Origin of the sequence: Enterobacter cloacae complex sp. IR5412, from assembly GCF_049237385.1 — a bacterium.
Taxonomy (GTDB): Bacteria; Pseudomonadota; Gammaproteobacteria; order Enterobacterales; family Enterobacteriaceae; genus Enterobacter; species Enterobacter intestinihominis.
The window spans coordinates 132491-148745 of the sequence record NZ_JBMKHQ010000007.1 but is presented as its reverse complement, the minus strand read 5'-3'; the positions used below and the strand labels follow the sequence as shown (position 1 = coordinate 148745).

Here is a 16255-nt window from a genome sequence, read left to right as displayed (position 1 = left end):
GGGGCCCCGCGCGGGGGCCACGACAGAGGGATCAGTGTTTTTCACCAATCGGTAATACGGTGCGGCCGAACTGCTCGTTCAGCACTTCACCCATTGCCAGGTAGATAGCGCTTGCGCCGCACACCAGACCGACCCAGCCGGCAACGTGAACGATGCCTTCGTTATCCGCCAGGTGACCCGCGGCAAGCAGAGCGAACAGCACGGTCAGGCTCAGGAAGACGAATTGCAGCGCGCGGTTCGCCTTCAGGGTGCCGAAGAACATGAACAGGGTGAACACGCCCCACAGTCCCAGGTACACGCCCAGGAAATGGGCGTTTGAAGCATCTGCCAAGCCCATTTTAGGCATCAGCAGAATGGCGACCAGCGTCAGCCAGAACGAACCGTAAGAGGTAAAGGCGGTTAAGCCGAAGGTATTGCCTTTCTTATATTCCAGCAGGCCCGCGAAAATTTGCGCGATACCGCCGTAAAAAATGCCCATCGCCAGGATTACGCCGTCCATCGGGAACATCCCGATGTTGTGCAGGTTCAGCAGAATGGTGGTCATGCCAAAACCCATCAGGCCCAGCGGAGCCGGATTAGCCAACTTAGTGTTGCCCATAAGTCCTCAAAAAAATCATCATTAATATGGTGAAATGGTTAAACCCGCGCCAGTTCTACCTGACGGGGCGCGGCATCATAATGGGCGGCATCGGCGCCGTCTATGATCTCATCGGGGTGAAATTAAAAAATTTTTTATCCTTCCCCCTTGATGGATGCCGTTGTGACCCCATCTTGTAAGCAACCGCAGTGTGTGGACCTGAAAAAAATCAAATCTGGGCAGTTGAAAAAGCACGTTCTGCCCTTATTACAGGTACACAACCACATGTTGACTGAATTTTTAGTGGAGACGTTTAGATGGGTAAAATTATTGGTATCGACCTGGGTACTACCAACTCTTGTGTAGCGATTATGGATGGCACTACTGCACGTGTGCTGGAGAACGCCGAGGGCGATCGCACCACGCCTTCTATCATTGCTTATACCCAGGATGGTGAAACTCTGGTTGGTCAGCCGGCTAAACGTCAGGCAGTGACAAACCCGCAAAACACCCTGTTTGCGATCAAACGCCTGATTGGCCGCCGCTTCCAGGACGAAGAAGTTCAGCGTGACGTTTCCATCATGCCTTACAAAATCATCGCAGCCGATAACGGCGATGCATGGCTTGATGTGAAAGGCACCAAAACTGCACCTCCGCAGATCTCTGCTGAAGTGCTGAAGAAAATGAAGAAAACCGCGGAAGATTACCTGGGTGAACCGGTAACTGAAGCTGTTATCACCGTACCTGCTTACTTCAACGATGCTCAGCGTCAGGCAACCAAAGATGCTGGCCGTATCGCAGGTCTGGAAGTAAAACGTATCATCAACGAACCAACCGCAGCTGCGCTGGCTTACGGTCTGGATAAAGAAGTTGGCAACCGTACTATCGCGGTTTACGACCTGGGTGGTGGTACCTTCGATATCTCTATTATCGAAATCGACGACGTTGACGGCGAAAAAACCTTCGAAGTTCTGGCAACCAATGGTGATACCCACCTGGGTGGTGAAGACTTCGATACCCGTCTGATCAACTACCTCGTTGACGAGTTTAAGAAAGATCAGGGCATTGACCTGCGTAACGACCCGCTGGCCATGCAGCGCCTGAAAGAAGCCGCTGAGAAAGCGAAGATCGAACTGTCTTCCGCTCAGCAGACCGACGTGAACCTGCCGTACATCACCGCAGACGCGACCGGTCCAAAACACATGAACATCAAAGTGACCCGTGCGAAACTGGAAAGCCTGGTAGAAGACCTGGTGAACCGTTCTATCGAGCCACTGAAAGTTGCATTGCAGGACGCTGGCCTGTCCGTGTCTGATATTCAGGACGTTATCCTGGTAGGTGGTCAGACTCGTATGCCAATGGTTCAGAAGAAAGTTGCTGAATTCTTTGGTAAAGAGCCACGTAAAGACGTGAACCCGGACGAAGCGGTTGCTATCGGTGCTGCGGTTCAGGGTGGTGTTCTGACGGGTGAAGTGAAAGACGTACTGCTGCTGGACGTTACTCCGCTGTCACTGGGTATCGAAACCATGGGTGGCGTGATGACTCCGCTCATCAACAAAAACACTACTATCCCGACGAAACACAGCCAGGTGTTCTCTACCGCTGAAGATAACCAGTCTGCGGTAACCATCCATGTGATTCAGGGTGAGCGTAAGCGTGCGGCGGATAACAAATCTCTGGGTCAGTTCAACCTGGACGGTATTAACCCGGCACCACGCGGCATGCCACAGATCGAAGTCACCTTCGACATCGATGCTGACGGTATCCTGCACGTGTCTGCGAAAGACAAAAACAGCGGTAAAGAGCAGAAGATCACCATCAAGGCATCTTCTGGCCTGAACGAAGCGGAAATCGAAAAAATGGTTCGTGATGCCGAAGCTAACGCGGAATCCGACCGTAAGTTCGAAGAGCTGGTTCAGACCCGTAACCAGGGTGACCATCTGCTGCACAGCACCCGTAAGCAGGTTGAAGAAGCGGGCGATAAACTGCCAGCGGAAGACAAAACTGCGATCGAAACTGCACTGAGCGCGCTGGAAACGTCTCTGAAAGGCGAAGACAAAGCGGACATTGAAGCGAAGATGCAGGAGCTGGCACAGGTTTCTCAGAAGCTGATGGAAATCGCTCAGCAGCAGCACGCACAGCAGCAGGCGGGCGCTGATGCTTCCCAGAACAACGCGAAAGACGACGATGTTGTCGACGCTGAGTTCGAAGAAGTGAAAGATAAAAAATAATCGCCCTGATGCAGGGTAATTAATCGGCACGGGCGTAGGAGTATTCTCCACGCCCGTGCTCGCATGTTAAGGGGCTTAAAAAAACCAATGGCAAAGCAAGACTATTACGAGATTTTAGGCGTTCCGAAAACTGCGGAAGAGCGTGAAATCAAAAAGGCATATAAGCGCCTGGCCATGAAATTCCACCCTGACCGTAATCAGGGTGACAAAGAGGCTGAAGCCAAATTTAAAGAGATTAAAGAAGCCTACGAAGTCCTGACCGATGCACAAAAACGTGCGGCTTATGACCAGTATGGTCACGCGGCCTTTGAACAGGGCGGCATGGGCGGCGGTGGATTTGGTGGCGGCGGCTTCGGCGGCGGCGCTGATTTCAGCGACATCTTTGGCGATGTATTTGGCGATATCTTCGGCGGCGGTCGTGGTCGTCAGCGCGCGGCGCGCGGCGCAGATCTGCGCTATAACATGGACCTGACGCTGGAAGAAGCGGTTCGTGGCGTAACCAAAGAGATCCGTATCCCGACGCTGGAAGAGTGTGACGTTTGCCACGGCAGCGGCGCGAAAGCGGGGACTCAGCCACAGACCTGTCCAACCTGTCACGGTTCCGGTCAGGTACAGATGCGCCAGGGCTTCTTCGCGGTGCAGCAGGCCTGTCCGCATTGTCATGGTCGCGGTACGCTGATTAAAGATCCGTGCACCAAATGCCACGGTCACGGTCGTGTGGAGAAAACCAAAACGCTGTCCGTTAAGATCCCGGCAGGCGTGGATACGGGCGACCGCATCCGTCTGGCAGGTGAGGGGGAAGCGGGCGAGCACGGCGCACCGGCAGGGGATCTGTACGTTCAGGTTCAGGTTAAACAGCACGCCATCTTCGAGCGTGAAGGTAACAACCTGTACTGTGAAGTGCCGATCAACTTTGCGATGGCGGCGCTGGGCGGCGAAATCGAAGTGCCGACGCTGGACGGTCGCGTTAACCTGAAAATCCCTGGCGAAACCCAGACCGGGAAGCTGTTCCGCATGCGCGGCAAAGGCGTTAAATCCGTTCGCGGTGGCGCGCAGGGTGACCTGTTATGCCGCGTGGTTGTTGAAACGCCGGTCGGCCTGAACGACAAGCAGAAACAGCTGCTGAAAGAGCTTCAGGAGAGTTTTGGTGGCCCGACGGGTGAGAAAAACAGCCCGCGCTCCAAAAGCTTCTTCGATGGCGTCAAAAAATTCTTCGACGATTTAACCCGCTAACCTGCCAGCTGGTTACTATCCTTTAAAGCCCGGAAGCGATTCCGGGCTTTTTGCTTTATAGCGTTATTCCTCGGTTAAACTGAATCTATAACCAATATTAATCTGTTTTTACCGATCTGTTTGCGCTGATATTATGGTTTTACCGAGGTATTGTTGTAAAAGAGAGTTTAAACGTGAAATTACTACACCGTTTCTTTAGCAGTGAGGCATCCGGCGGCGTCATCCTGATTATTGCTGCTGCAGCCGCCATGCTGCTCGCCAATATGGGCATGACGCGCGATCTCTATCACGCATTTCTGGAAACCCCCGTCGAGCTGAAGGTCGGGGCGCTGGAAATTAACAAGAACATGCTGCTGTGGATCAACGATGCGCTGATGGCGGTGTTCTTCCTGCTGGTAGGCCTGGAGGTCAAACGTGAGCTGGTGATCGGTTCTCTTGCCAGCCGACAGCGCGCGGCGTTTCCGGTGATCGCGGCGATTGGCGGGATGATCGTTCCCGCTTTGCTCTTTCTCGCGTTTGCGTGGCAGGATCCGGTTGCGCGTGACGGCTGGGCGATCCCGGCCGCAACGGATATCGCGTTTGCGCTCGGGGTCTTAGCCTTGCTCGGTAGCCGCGTCCCGGTAGCACTGAAAATTTTCCTGATGGCGCTGGCGATTATCGATGACCTGGGCGCTATCGTGATTATCGCGCTGTTCTACACCAGCGATCTGTCGGTTCTGTCGCTGAGCGTGGCGGCCGTGGCTATTGCGGTGCTGGCGTTGCTGAACGTCTTCAACGTCCGACGCACGGGTATTTATATTCTGGTGGGGATGGTGCTGTGGACGGCGGTGCTGAAGTCTGGCGTGCATGCCACGCTGGCGGGCGTCATCGTTGGCTTCTTTATTCCGCTGAAGGAGCAGGACGGCAAATCGCCTGCCAGACAGCTGGAGCATGTGCTTCATCCGTGGGTGGGCTTTATGATCCTGCCGCTGTTTGCATTTGCCAACGCGGGTGTTTCCCTGGCCGGTGTTACCCTGGACGGACTCACCTCTGTGCTGCCGCTGGGTATCATCGCTGGTTTGTTTATCGGTAAGCCGCTGGGTATCAGCCTGTTCTGCTGGCTGGCGCTGAAGCTGAAGCTGGCGTCATTGCCAAATGGAACCACCTTTAGTCAGATTATGGCCATCGGCGTGCTATGCGGTATTGGATTCACCATGTCGATCTTTATCTCGACGCTGGCGTTTGGCACCAGCGCGCCTGAGCTTATCGTCTGGGCGAAACTCGGCATTCTTATCGGGTCGTTACTGGCCGCGGTTATTGGTTATACCTTGTTGAAGGTGAAGTTGTCCGGACAGGCTGTCCAGGCATAACAGGAAACCGGGAGAAGGGAAGCCTTCTCCCGATAAACTATCAGGGAGTGAAAACGTGATGTCTCATTTGAACTATAACCATCTCTATTACTTCTGGCATGTCTACAAGCAGGGCTCGGTCGTGGGAGCGGCAGAGGCGCTCTACCTGACACCACAAACTATTACCGGGCAAATCAAAGCCCTGGAAGAGCGCTTACAGGGCAAGCTTTTTAAGCGGAAAGGACGTGGCATTGAGCCGAGCGAGCTGGGCGAACTGGTGTTCCGCTATGCGGACAAGATGTTCACCCTGAGCCAGGAGATGCTGGATATCGTTAACTATCGCAAAGAGTCGAACCTGCTCTTTGACGTGGGCGTGGCGGATGCGTTGTCCAAACGGCTGGTAAGCGGTGTGCTGGATGCGGCGGTGGTGGAAGATGAACAGATTCATTTACGCTGCTTTGAGTCCACTCACGAGATGCTGCTGGAACAGCTGAGCCAGCATAAGCTGGATATGATTATCTCGGACTGCCCAATCGACTCCACGCAGCAGGAAGGCTTGTTCTCGGTGAAAATTGGCGAATGCGGCGTCAGTTTCTGGTGCATTAATCCGCCGCCGGAAAAACCGTTTCCTGCTTGCCTGGAAGAGCGCCGCCTGCTGGTGCCGGGTAGGCGGTCTATGCTCGGACGTAAGCTGCTGAACTGGTTTAACTCGCAGGGGCTGAACGTGGAGATCCTCGGTGAGTTCGACGATGCGGCTTTGATGAAGGCTTTTGGCGAGGCGCACAACGCTATCTTCGTTGCCCCGACGCTGTACGCGCACGATCTCTATTCAGACGACAAGATTACCGAGATTGGCAGGGTGGATAACGTGATGGAAGAGTATCACGCCATATTCGCCGAAAGGATGATTCAGCACCCGGCGGTGCAGCGAATCTGCAACCGCGACTACTCGGCGCTGTTTACGCCGCCGGCAATCTGAAGACATAAAAAAACCCGCGTTAAGCGGGTTCTTTCAAACAAGCAACAACAAGTAGCGATTAAGCCAGTTTGTTGATCTGCGCGGTCAGGTTTGCTTTATGACGCGCTGCTTTGTTTTTGTGGATCAGACCTTTAGCAGCCTGACGATCCACGATTGGTTGCATTTCGTTAAATGCGTTCTGCGCTGCAGCTTTGTCGCCTGCTTCGATTGCTGCGTATACTTTCTTGATGAAAGTACGCATCATAGAGCGACGGCTTGCGTTGTGCTTACGAGCCTTTTCAGACTGAACGGCACGTTTCTTAGCTGATTTGATATTAGCCAAGTCCAACTCCCAAATATGTTCTATGTGGACAATTCAAAGGCCGAGGAATATGCCCTCTTTGCCTTCTTTTGTCAATGGATTTGTGCAAATAAGCGCCGTTAATGAGCGACGCTACGTTACGTAGTGATGGCGCAGGATTCTACCAGCTTGTCTTTCGTGAATACAGCCTTTCGGCATAAAAATCGCAGTTCTCGGGCAGATTTTTTTGCTGTGAAAGGTCAGCCTGATGAAATCATACGGCTTTCTGTTTCGCGTGAACAATCGCCGGTTAACCTTAACCGCCGTACAAGGTATACTTTGGCGATTTTCACTGTTTTGAGCCAGTCATGAAGCTGATACGCGGCATACATAATCTCAGTCAAGCCCCGCACGGGTGCGTACTGACCATTGGTAATTTTGACGGCGTGCATCGTGGGCATCAGGCGCTGTTGCAGGGATTGCGTAAAGAAGGGGAGGCGCGTGGCCTGCCCGTTGTGGTGATGATTTTCGAACCGCAGCCGCTGGAGCTGTTTGCCGGCGAGAAATCCCCCGCGCGGCTGACGCGTCTGCGTGAGAAGTTACGCTACCTGGCGGAGTCCGGCGTGGACTACGTCCTGTGCGTACGCTTCGACCGTCGGTTTGCCGCGCTGACCGCACAAAACTTTGTCAGCGATCTGTTGGTCAGGCAGCTTGGCGTGCAGTTTCTCGCCGTGGGCGATGATTTCCGCTTTGGCGCTGGTCGTCAGGGCGATTTCTTGTTATTACAGAAGGCTGGCCTGGAGTACGGGTTTGACGTCACCAGTACGATGACCTTCTGTGAGGGCGGGGTGCGCGTCAGCAGCACGGCGGTACGTCAGGCGCTGGCGAACGATGAACTGGACACGGCAGAAACGCTGCTGGGTCATCCGTTCACAATTTCAGGTCGTGTGGTCCATGGCGATGCGCTGGGCCGCACGATAGGTTTTCCGACGGCGAATATACCGCTGCGTCGTCAGGTCTCCCCGGTTAAAGGGGTCTATGCGGTGGAAGTGGCAGGACTGGGTGAGAAGCCTTTCTACGGTGTTGCCAACATTGGTACACGTCCAACGGTTTCCGGTGTGCGTCAACAGTTAGAAGTACACCTGCTGGACGTTGTAATGGACCTCTACGGTCGCCATATAGATGTGATACTGCGTAAAAAAATACGCAATGAACAGCGATTCGCTTCGCTGGATGAACTTAAGGCGCAAATCGCGCGAGATGAATTAACGGCCCGCGAGTTTTTTGGGCTTTAGAACCGGCTTAACTGCCTACGTGATAAATACGGAACCGAGAATCTGATGAGTGACTATAAATCAACCCTGAATTTGCCGGAAACAGGGTTCCCGATGCGCGGCGATCTCGCCAAGCGCGAACCGGGAATGCTGGCGCGTTGGACTGATGATGACCTGTACGGCATCATTCGTGCAGCCAAAAAAGGCAAAAAAACCTTCATTCTGCATGATGGCCCTCCCTATGCGAATGGCAGCATTCATATTGGTCACTCTGTAAACAAGATTCTGAAAGACATTATCGTGAAGTCCAAAGGACTCGCGGGATATGACTCGCCTTATGTTCCGGGCTGGGACTGCCATGGTCTGCCAATCGAGCTGAAAGTGGAGCAAGAGTACGGTAAGCCAGGTGAGAAGTTCACCGCCGCAGAGTTCCGCGCGAAATGCCGCGAATACGCTGCCACCCAGGTAGACGGTCAGCGCGCTGACTTCATCCGTCTGGGCGTGCTGGGCGACTGGTCGCACCCGTACCTGACCATGGACTTCAAAACCGAAGCCAACATTATCCGTGCGCTGGGTAAAATCATCGGCAACGGTCACCTGCATAAAGGCGCTAAGCCGGTGCACTGGTGCGTGGACTGCCGTTCTGCGCTGGCAGAAGCGGAAGTAGAGTATTACGACAAAACCTCGCCTTCTATCGACGTGGCGTTCGAAGCGGTCGATCAGGATGCGATCAAAGCTAAATTTGGCCTGCCAGGCGTAAGCGGTCCAGTCTCGCTGGTTATCTGGACCACCACCCCGTGGACGTTACCAGCCAACCGTGCCATTTCCCTGTCCGGTGAGTTTGAGTACGCGCTGGTACAAATTGATGGTCGCGCGGTTATCCTGGCAAAAGATCTGGTTGAAAGCGTGCTTAAACGCGCGAACATCAACGATTACAGCGTGCTGGGTACCGTAAAAGGCGACGCGCTGGAGCTGATGCGCTTCAAACACCCGTTCCTGGACTTCGACGTTCCGGCGATCCTGGGCGACCACGTCACGCTGGACGCCGGTACCGGTGCGGTGCATACCGCCGGCGGCCACGGTCCTGACGACTACAACATCAGCCTGAAATACGGTCTGGAAATCGCCAACCCGGTCGGTCCGGATGGCTCTTACCTGCCTGGCACCTACCCGGCGCTGGACGGTATCAACGTCTTTAAAGCCAACGACATCATCGTTGACATGCTTCGCACCAGCGGCGCGCTGCTGCACGTTGAGAAAATGCAGCACAGCTACCCGTGCTGCTGGCGCCATAAGACCCCGATTATCTTCCGTGCGACCCCGCAGTGGTTCGTCAGCATGGACCAGAAAGGCTTGCGCGAGCAGTCTCTGAAAGAGATCAAAGGCGTGCAGTGGATCCCGGACTGGGGCCAGGCGCGTATCGAATCCATGGTGGCTAACCGTCCTGACTGGTGTATCTCCCGTCAGCGCACCTGGGGCGTGCCGATGTCGCTGTTCGTGCATAAAGAGACGCAGGAACTGCACCCGAACACCCTGGAACTGATGGAAGAGGTGGCGAAGCGCGTTGAAGTTGACGGCATTCAGGCGTGGTGGGATCTCGATTCCCGTGACATCCTGGGCGCTGACGCGGACAACTACGAGAAAGTGCCGGATACCCTGGACGTGTGGTTCGACTCCGGGTCTACCCACTCCTCCGTGGTTGACGTGCGCCCTGAGTTCGCCGGTCACGCTGCCGACATGTATCTGGAAGGCTCCGACCAACACCGCGGCTGGTTCATGTCATCCCTGATGATCTCCACCGCCATGAAGGGCAAAGCACCTTACCGCCAGGTACTGACCCACGGCTTCACCGTGGATGGTCAGGGCCGTAAGATGTCCAAATCCATCGGTAACACCGTTTCTCCGCAGGACGTGATGAACAAGCTGGGCGCGGATATTCTACGCCTGTGGGTGGCATCCACCGACTACACGGGCGAAATGGCGGTGTCTGACGAGATCCTGAAACGTGCTGCTGACAGCTATCGTCGTATCCGTAACACCGCGCGCTTCCTGCTGGCGAACCTGAACGGGTTTGATCCGGTAAAAGACATGGTGAAGCCGGAAGAGATGGTGGTGCTCGATCGCTGGGCGGTAGGCTGCGCGAAAGCGGCACAGGAAGATATTCTGAAAGCCTATGAGTCTTACGACTTCCACGAAGTGGTGCAGCGCCTGATGCGCTTCTGCTCCATTGAGATGGGGTCGTTTTATCTCGACATCATCAAAGACCGCCAGTATACCGCGAAAGCGGACAGCGTGGCGCGTCGTAGCTGCCAGACCGCACTGTTCCACATCGCAGAGGCGCTGGTACGCTGGATGGCGCCGATCATGTCCTTCACCGCAGATGAAATCTGGGGTTACCTGCCGGGCGACCGTGAGAAGTATGTCTTCACCGGCGAGTGGTACGAAGGTCTGTTCGACCTCTCCAGCACTGAAGCAATGAACGACGCCTACTGGGACGAGCTGCTGAAAGTGCGTGGCGAAGTGAACAAGGTAATCGAGCAGGCGCGCGCTGACAAGAAAGTCGGTGGCTCTCTGGAAGCGACGGTGACCCTGTACGCAGAGCCTGAGCTGGCCGCGAAGCTGACCGCGCTGGGCGATGAATTACGATTTGTCCTGTTGACCTCCGGTGCGAAAGTTGCGGATTATGCCGAGGCATCTGCTGATGCTCAGCAGAGCGAACTGCTCAAAGGACTGAAGGTCGCACTGAGCAAAGCCGACGGTGAAAAATGCCCGCGTTGCTGGCATTACACTACCGATGTCGGCCAGGTGGCGGAACACGCAGACATCTGCGGACGCTGTGTAAGCAACGTCGCCGGCGACGGCGAAAAACGTAAGTTTGCCTGATGAGTAAAACTCTCTGTTCAACAGGACTGCGCTGGCTGTGGCTGGTGGTAGTGGTGCTGATTATTGATTTGGGCAGCAAGTTCCTGATCCTCCAGAATTTCGCTCTGGGGGATACGGTCCCGCTGTTCCCGTCGCTTAACCTGCACTACGCCCGCAACTACGGCGCGGCGTTTAGTTTCCTTGCCGACAGCGGTGGCTGGCAGCGTTGGTTCTTCGCAGGTATCGCAATGGGTATCTGCGTCGTGCTCGCGGTGCTGATGTACCGCTCGAAGGCCACGCAAAAGCTGAATAACATCGCCTACGCGCTGATCATTGGTGGCGCACTGGGTAACCTGTTTGACCGCCTGTGGCACGGCTTTGTAGTCGATATGATCGACTTCTACGTCGGCGACTGGCACTTTGCGACCTTTAACCTCGCCGATAGCGCAATATGCGTTGGTGCAGCGTTAATCGTGCTGGAAGGCTTCTTGCCTAAACCGGCCGCGAAAGAGCAAGCGTAACAAAACCAGCCGGGTGACGCGTAGCGATCTCGGCCTACAGAATTTGTGGCCCCCGTAGGCCGGGTAAGCGTAGCGCCACCGGGCAACAGGTGACCCAAAACAAGCGAGCAATTTGCATGTCTAAATCCGTACAGAGCAACAGCGCGGTTCTCGTTCATTTCACGCTGAAGCTGGATGACGGCTCCACGGCCGAATCCACCCGCAACAATGGCAAACCGGCGCTGTTTCGTCTGGGCGACACCTCCCTGTCTGAAGGCCTCGAACAACAGCTTCTCGGGCTGAAAGAGGGTGAGAAAAAAGCGTTCTCACTGGAGCCGGATGCGGCATTCGGTGTGCCAAGCCCGGATCTGATTCAGTACTTCTCGCGCCGTGAGTTTATGGATGCGGGTGAACCGGAGATCGGGGCGATTATGCTCTTTACCGCTATGGACGGCAGCGAAATGCCTGGCGTGATCCGCGAAATCAACGGGGATTCCATCACCGTTGACTTCAACCATCCGCTTGCCGGGCGTACCGTTCATTTTGATGTAGAAGTGCTGGAGATCGATCCGGCGCTGGAGGACTGAAATGCAGATCCTGTTGGCTAACCCGCGCGGTTTTTGCGCCGGTGTAGACCGCGCTATCAGCATTGTTGAAAATGCGCTGGAGATTTACGGCGCGCCGATTTACGTACGTCACGAAGTGGTGCACAACCGCTACGTGGTCGACAGCCTGCGCGAGCGCGGTGCGATTTTTATCGAGCAGATCAGCGAAGTGCCGGACGGCGCAATCCTCATCTTCTCCGCGCACGGCGTATCCCAGGCCGTACGTAACGAAGCCAAAAGCCGCGATCTGACCGTATTCGATGCCACCTGTCCGTTAGTGACCAAGGTGCATATGGAAGTGGCGCGTGCAAGCCGTCGTGGTGAAGAGTCGATTCTGATTGGCCATGCCGGTCACCCGGAAGTTGAAGGAACCATGGGTCAGTACAGCAACCCGGAAGGGGGCATGTATCTGGTTGAGTCGCCGGAAGACGTTTTTACGCTGAATGTGAAAAACGAAGCGCGTCTGTCGTTTATGACCCAGACGACGCTTTCCGTGGACGACACCTCAGACGTGATTGACGCCCTGCGCCAGCGCTTCCCAAAAATCGTCGGGCCGCGCAAAGATGATATCTGCTACGCAACCACCAACCGTCAGGAAGCCGTGCGCGCGCTGGCTGAACAGGCGGACGTGGTGCTGGTGGTCGGTTCAAAAAACTCCTCTAACTCTAACCGCCTGGCCGAACTGGCGCAGCGTATGGGGAAAGCGGCGTTTCTGATCGACGACGCAACGGACATTCAGGAAGCGTGGGTGAAAAACGCGGCCTGCGTCGGTGTTACCGCAGGTGCTTCAGCGCCGGATATTCTGGTGCAAAACGTCATTGCCCGCCTGCAAGAGCTGGGTGGTGGCGAAGCGGTGCCGCTGGAAGGCCGTGAAGAGAACATTGTCTTTGAAGTGCCGAAAGAGCTGCGAATCGACGCCCGCGAAGTGGAATAATTTCTTTTCTGATGAAAGGCCAGCACCTTCTGTGCTGGCCTTTTTTTTGCTTCGTATCTTATCGTGACGACAAAATCATGTCTTTTACTGATATCTGAGTCGGTTTCACGTTAAATTCTAATTATTGGTGTTTTCAGTTGGCAGCCTTAGCGAAGGCTGGTTAATCTGAAAACGGTTTACATCATTTTAACGTAAGAGAATAACTATGCATGATGCACAGATCCGTGTCGCCATTGCGGGCGCGGGTGGACGTATGGGTCGCCAGCTGATTCAGGCGGCACTACAGATGGATGGCGTGGCACTTGGCGCGGCGCTGGAGCGTGAAGGTTCATCCCTGCTGGGCTCCGATGCGGGCGAGCTGGCAGGCGCGGGCAAGACAGGCGTTACCGTGCAGAGCAACCTGGAGGCGGTGAAAGAAGACTTTGACGTGTTCATCGACTTTACCCGTCCGGAAGGCACTTTGACTCATCTGGCGTTTTGCCGCCAGCACGGTAAAGGGATGGTGATTGGCACCACCGGTTTCGATGATGCCGGTAAACAGGCCATTCAGGAAGCAGCCGCCGACATTGCAATTGTCTTCGCCGCGAACTTTAGCGTAGGCGTTAACGTTATGCTGAAACTGCTGGAAAAGGCAGCGAAGGTGATGGGCGACTATACCGACATTGAGATTATTGAAGCGCACCACCGCCATAAAGTCGATGCCCCATCTGGCACGGCGCTGGCGATGGGCGAAGCGATTGCTTATGCAATGGATAAAGATTTGAAAGACATCGCGGTCTATTCTCGCGAAGGTCACACTGGCGAGCGCGTGCCTGGCACCATTGGTTTTGCCACCGTTCGCGCGGGTGATATCGTCGGCGAACATACCGCTATGTTCGCCGATATTGGTGAAAGGGTCGAAATCACACATAAAGCATCCAGCCGCATGACGTTTGCAAACGGGGCGGTACGTTCCGCACTGTGGCTAAAAGGTAAGCCAAATGGTCTTTTTGATATGCGAGATGTGCTCGAACTCAACAATTTGTAAGCGTTATTACCCATCGTGATGTGGTTATTGCAGTCGTAACTGTTTGATTGCATAGGGCAATATTTTATTGCCCTTTTATTTTGTCTATTTCAAAGGATTATTACATTTAACTCATTTAAAGTAAGTGTTTTCATGCTATTTTATGTTGCTGTACTGTAAATTTTGACCACCTGGTCCACTTTTTATTCCCGCAAGACGATTGTTTCTTTTAAACTGCCTGCGCAAGCGGTTTCCACAGTGATTTAGTTGATCTTTTTGCCGCTTAATTTGAAATCAAGCCATCAGGCCTGCAAAAGAATAAACAAAATCCCCGTTTTAAGTTGACTTTTACATGGCAAATCCCCCAGAATGCCGCCGTTTGCCAAAAATCCGCTGGCAACACATTTGCATTGATCCATGACATGGTTATGAATTAATATGCAAATAAAGTGAGTGAATATTCTCTGGAGGGTGTTTTGATTAAGTCAGCGCTATTGGTTCTGGAAGACGGAACCCAGTTTATCGGTCGGGCCATAGGGGCAACGGGTTCGGCGGTTGGGGAAGTCGTTTTCAATACTTCAATGACCGGTTATCAAGAAATCCTCACTGATCCTTCCTATTCTCGCCAAATCGTTACTCTTACTTATCCTCATATCGGCAATGTCGGCACCAATGCGGCTGACGAAGAATCCTCTCAGGTACATGCGCAAGGCCTGGTCATTCGCGACCTGCCGCTGATTGCCAGCAACTTCCGCAACACCGAAGACCTCTCTTCTTACCTGAAGCGCCATAACATTGTGGCGATTGCCGATATCGATACCCGTAAGCTGACGCGTCTGCTGCGCGAGAAGGGTGCACAAAATGGCTGCATCATCGCAGGGGACAACCTCGATGCGGCGCTGGCGCTGGAAAAAGCGAAAGCCTTCCCGGGCCTGAACGGGATGGACCTGGCGAAAGAAGTGACTACCACAGAAGCCTACAGCTGGACGCAGGGAAGCTGGACGCTGGAAGGCGACCTGCCGGAAGCGAAACCGGAAAGCGAGCTGCCGTTCCACGTGGTGGCCTACGATTTTGGTGCCAAGCGCAACATCCTGCGTATGCTGGTTGACCGTGGCTGCCGCCTGACGGTCGTCCCGGCACAAACGTCTGCGGAAGATGTTCTGAAGATGAACCCGGACGGCATCTTCCTCTCTAACGGTCCTGGCGACCCGGCGCCGTGTGACTACGCTATCGACGCCATTAAGTCCTTCCTTGAAACCGATATCCCGGTATTCGGCATCTGTCTCGGCCATCAGCTGCTGGCGCTGGCGAGCGGAGCGAACACCGTCAAGATGAAGTTCGGCCACCATGGTGGTAACCACCCGGTGAAAGATATCGACAACAACACGGTAATGATCACCGCGCAGAACCACGGCTTCGCTGTGGATGAAGCGACGATGCCAGCTAACCTGCGCGTGACGCATAAGTCACTGTTCGATGGTACCTTGCAGGGTATCCATCGCACCGATAAGCCTGCGTTCAGCTTCCAGGGCCACCCTGAAGCCAGCCCGGGCCCACACGATGCCGCGCCGCTGTTCGATCACTTCATCGAACTTATCGAGCAATACCGTAAGACTGCTAAATAATCAGGAGCTGAGAAGACCATGCCAAAACGTACAGACATAAAAAGCATCCTGATCCTTGGCGCTGGCCCGATCGTGATCGGCCAGGCCTGCGAATTTGACTACTCCGGCGCGCAGGCGTGTAAAGCCCTGCGTGAAGAGGGTTACCGTGTCATCCTGGTAAACTCAAACCCGGCCACCATCATGACCGACCCGGAAATGGCAGATGCGACATACATTGAGCCGATTCACTGGGAAGTGGTACGCAAAATTATCGAGAAAGAGCGTCCGGATGCGGTGCTGCCGACCATGGGCGGTCAGACGGCGCTGAACTGCGCGCTGGAGCTGGAGCGTCAGGGTGTGCTGGAAGAGTTCGGCGTGACCATGATTGGGGCAACCGCCGACGCGATTGATAAAGCAGAAGACCGTCGTCGCTTCGACGTGGCAATGAAAAAAATTGGCCTCGACACCGCGCGTTCCGGTATCGCACACAACATGGAAGAAGCGCTGGCCGTCGCGGCTGACGTGGGCTATCCGTGCATCATCCGTCCATCATTCACCATGGGCGGCACCGGCGGCGGTATCGCCTACAACCGCGAAGAGTTCGAAGAGATTTGCGAACGCGGTCTGGATCTCTCCCCAACCAAAGAGCTGCTGATTGATGAATCGCTGATTGGCTGGAAAGAGTACGAGATGGAAGTGGTGCGTGATAAAAACGACAACTGCATCATCGTCTGCTCCATCGAAAACTTCGACGCGATGGGGATCCACACCGGCGACTCCATCACCGTTGCGCCAGCTCAGACGCTGACCGACAAAGAGTACCAAATCATGCGTAACGCCTC

The 16255-nt window shown here is 54.6% G+C and carries 13 protein-coding genes and 2 pseudogenes; 13 read left to right on the top strand and 2 right to left on the bottom strand.

The annotated features are described in order from the left end of the window. Positions 1-31: 31 nt before the first annotated feature. Positions 32-598 (bottom strand): acetate uptake transporter, encoded by a 567-nt coding sequence (gene satP, locus ACOTX2_RS14690; protein ID WP_022647004.1) that lies wholly within the window; start codon positions 596-598, stop codon positions 32-34. A 296-nt stretch (positions 599-894) separates the two neighbouring features. On the opposite strand from satP, the gene dnaK reads away from it, so the two are divergent. From dnaK to nhaR, 4 genes are all read left to right on the top strand, one after another. Then, complete coding sequence (gene dnaK, locus ACOTX2_RS14685) at positions 895-2808, top strand: molecular chaperone DnaK (RefSeq protein ID WP_006810169.1); 1914 nt, start codon at positions 895-897, stop codon at positions 2806-2808. Between the two features lie 87 nt (positions 2809-2895). After that, on the top strand, positions 2896-4041 hold the full coding sequence (gene dnaJ / locus ACOTX2_RS14680) for a molecular chaperone DnaJ (protein WP_008502040.1): 1146 nt from the start codon (positions 2896-2898) through the stop codon (positions 4039-4041). A gap of 173 nt (positions 4042-4214) precedes the next feature. Then, the gene (gene nhaA / locus ACOTX2_RS14675; RefSeq protein WP_032625424.1) at positions 4215-5390 is read left to right on the top strand and encodes a Na+/H+ antiporter NhaA; all 1176 of its coding nucleotides are present in this window, start codon (positions 4215-4217) and stop codon (positions 5388-5390) included. 58 nt (positions 5391-5448) lie between these two features. Further along, on the top strand, positions 5449-6348 hold the full coding sequence (gene nhaR, locus ACOTX2_RS14670; protein ID WP_003856462.1) for a transcriptional activator NhaR: 900 nt from the start codon (positions 5449-5451) through the stop codon (positions 6346-6348). 58 nt (positions 6349-6406) lie between these two features. On the opposite strand, the gene rpsT is transcribed toward nhaR, so the two are convergent. Beyond that, complete coding sequence (gene rpsT / locus ACOTX2_RS14665; protein WP_003856458.1) at positions 6407-6670, bottom strand: 30S ribosomal protein S20; 264 nt, start codon at positions 6668-6670, stop codon at positions 6407-6409. A gap of 101 nt (positions 6671-6771) precedes the next feature. On the opposite strand from rpsT, the pseudogene ACOTX2_RS14660 reads away from it, so the two are divergent. From ACOTX2_RS14660 to carB, 9 genes and pseudogenes are all read left to right on the top strand, one after another. Then, positions 6772-6989, top strand: a pseudogene (locus ACOTX2_RS14660) (DUF2575 domain-containing protein). Positions 6990-6996: 7 nt separating this feature from the next. Next, complete coding sequence (gene ribF, locus ACOTX2_RS14655; protein ID WP_023299293.1) at positions 6997-7923, top strand: bifunctional riboflavin kinase/FAD synthetase; 927 nt, start codon at positions 6997-6999, stop codon at positions 7921-7923. 45 nt (positions 7924-7968) lie between these two features. After that, positions 7969-10785, top strand: coding sequence for an isoleucine--tRNA ligase (gene ileS, locus ACOTX2_RS14650; protein WP_063148248.1), 2817 nt, complete (start codon positions 7969-7971; stop codon positions 10783-10785). Continuing rightward, a complete protein-coding gene (gene lspA / locus ACOTX2_RS14645) occupies positions 10785-11285 on the top strand; it encodes a signal peptidase II (protein ID WP_063148247.1) in 501 nt (166 codons plus the stop codon). The genes ileS and lspA overlap by 1 nt, the downstream gene beginning before the upstream one ends. Before the next feature lie 116 nt (positions 11286-11401). Next, on the top strand, positions 11402-11851 hold the full coding sequence (gene fkpB / locus ACOTX2_RS14640) for an FKBP-type peptidyl-prolyl cis-trans isomerase (RefSeq protein WP_022647009.1): 450 nt from the start codon (positions 11402-11404) through the stop codon (positions 11849-11851). Position 11852: 1 nt separating this feature from the next. Further along, positions 11853-12803 carry a 4-hydroxy-3-methylbut-2-enyl diphosphate reductase gene (gene ispH / locus ACOTX2_RS14635; protein ID WP_022647010.1) on the top strand — a complete coding sequence of 317 codons (951 nt, stop codon included), beginning with the start codon at positions 11853-11855 and terminating at the stop codon, positions 12801-12803. A gap of 205 nt (positions 12804-13008) precedes the next feature. Further along, complete coding sequence (gene dapB, locus ACOTX2_RS14630) at positions 13009-13830, top strand: 4-hydroxy-tetrahydrodipicolinate reductase (RefSeq protein WP_022647011.1); 822 nt, start codon at positions 13009-13011, stop codon at positions 13828-13830. Positions 13831-14285: 455 nt separating this feature from the next. Beyond that, positions 14286-15434, top strand: a complete 1149-nt coding sequence (carA, locus tag ACOTX2_RS14625) for a glutamine-hydrolyzing carbamoyl-phosphate synthase small subunit (RefSeq protein ID WP_023299297.1) — start codon at positions 14286-14288, stop codon at positions 15432-15434. Between the two features lie 18 nt (positions 15435-15452). Next, positions 15453-16255 (top strand): annotated as a pseudogene (gene carB, locus ACOTX2_RS14620) (carbamoyl phosphate synthase large subunit); the annotation flags it as partial.

Coding starts and splice junctions, on each gene's coding strand:
- satP (WP_022647004.1), bottom strand. CDS start 598: ATGGGCAACACTAAGTTGGCTAATCCGGCTCCGCTGGGCCTGATGGGT.
- dnaK (WP_006810169.1), top strand. CDS start 895: ATGGGTAAAATTATTGGTATCGACCTGGGTACTACCAACTCTTGTGTA.
- dnaJ (WP_008502040.1), top strand. CDS start 2,896: ATGGCAAAGCAAGACTATTACGAGATTTTAGGCGTTCCGAAAACTGCG.
- nhaR (WP_003856462.1), top strand. CDS start 5,449: ATGTCTCATTTGAACTATAACCATCTCTATTACTTCTGGCATGTCTAC.
- ribF (WP_023299293.1), top strand. CDS start 6,997: ATGAAGCTGATACGCGGCATACATAATCTCAGTCAAGCCCCGCACGGG.
- ileS (WP_063148248.1), top strand. CDS start 7,969: ATGAGTGACTATAAATCAACCCTGAATTTGCCGGAAACAGGGTTCCCG.
- lspA (WP_063148247.1), top strand. CDS start 10,785: ATGAGTAAAACTCTCTGTTCAACAGGACTGCGCTGGCTGTGGCTGGTG.
- fkpB (WP_022647009.1), top strand. CDS start 11,402: ATGTCTAAATCCGTACAGAGCAACAGCGCGGTTCTCGTTCATTTCACG.
- ispH (WP_022647010.1), top strand. CDS start 11,853: ATGCAGATCCTGTTGGCTAACCCGCGCGGTTTTTGCGCCGGTGTAGAC.
- dapB (WP_022647011.1), top strand. CDS start 13,009: ATGCATGATGCACAGATCCGTGTCGCCATTGCGGGCGCGGGTGGACGT.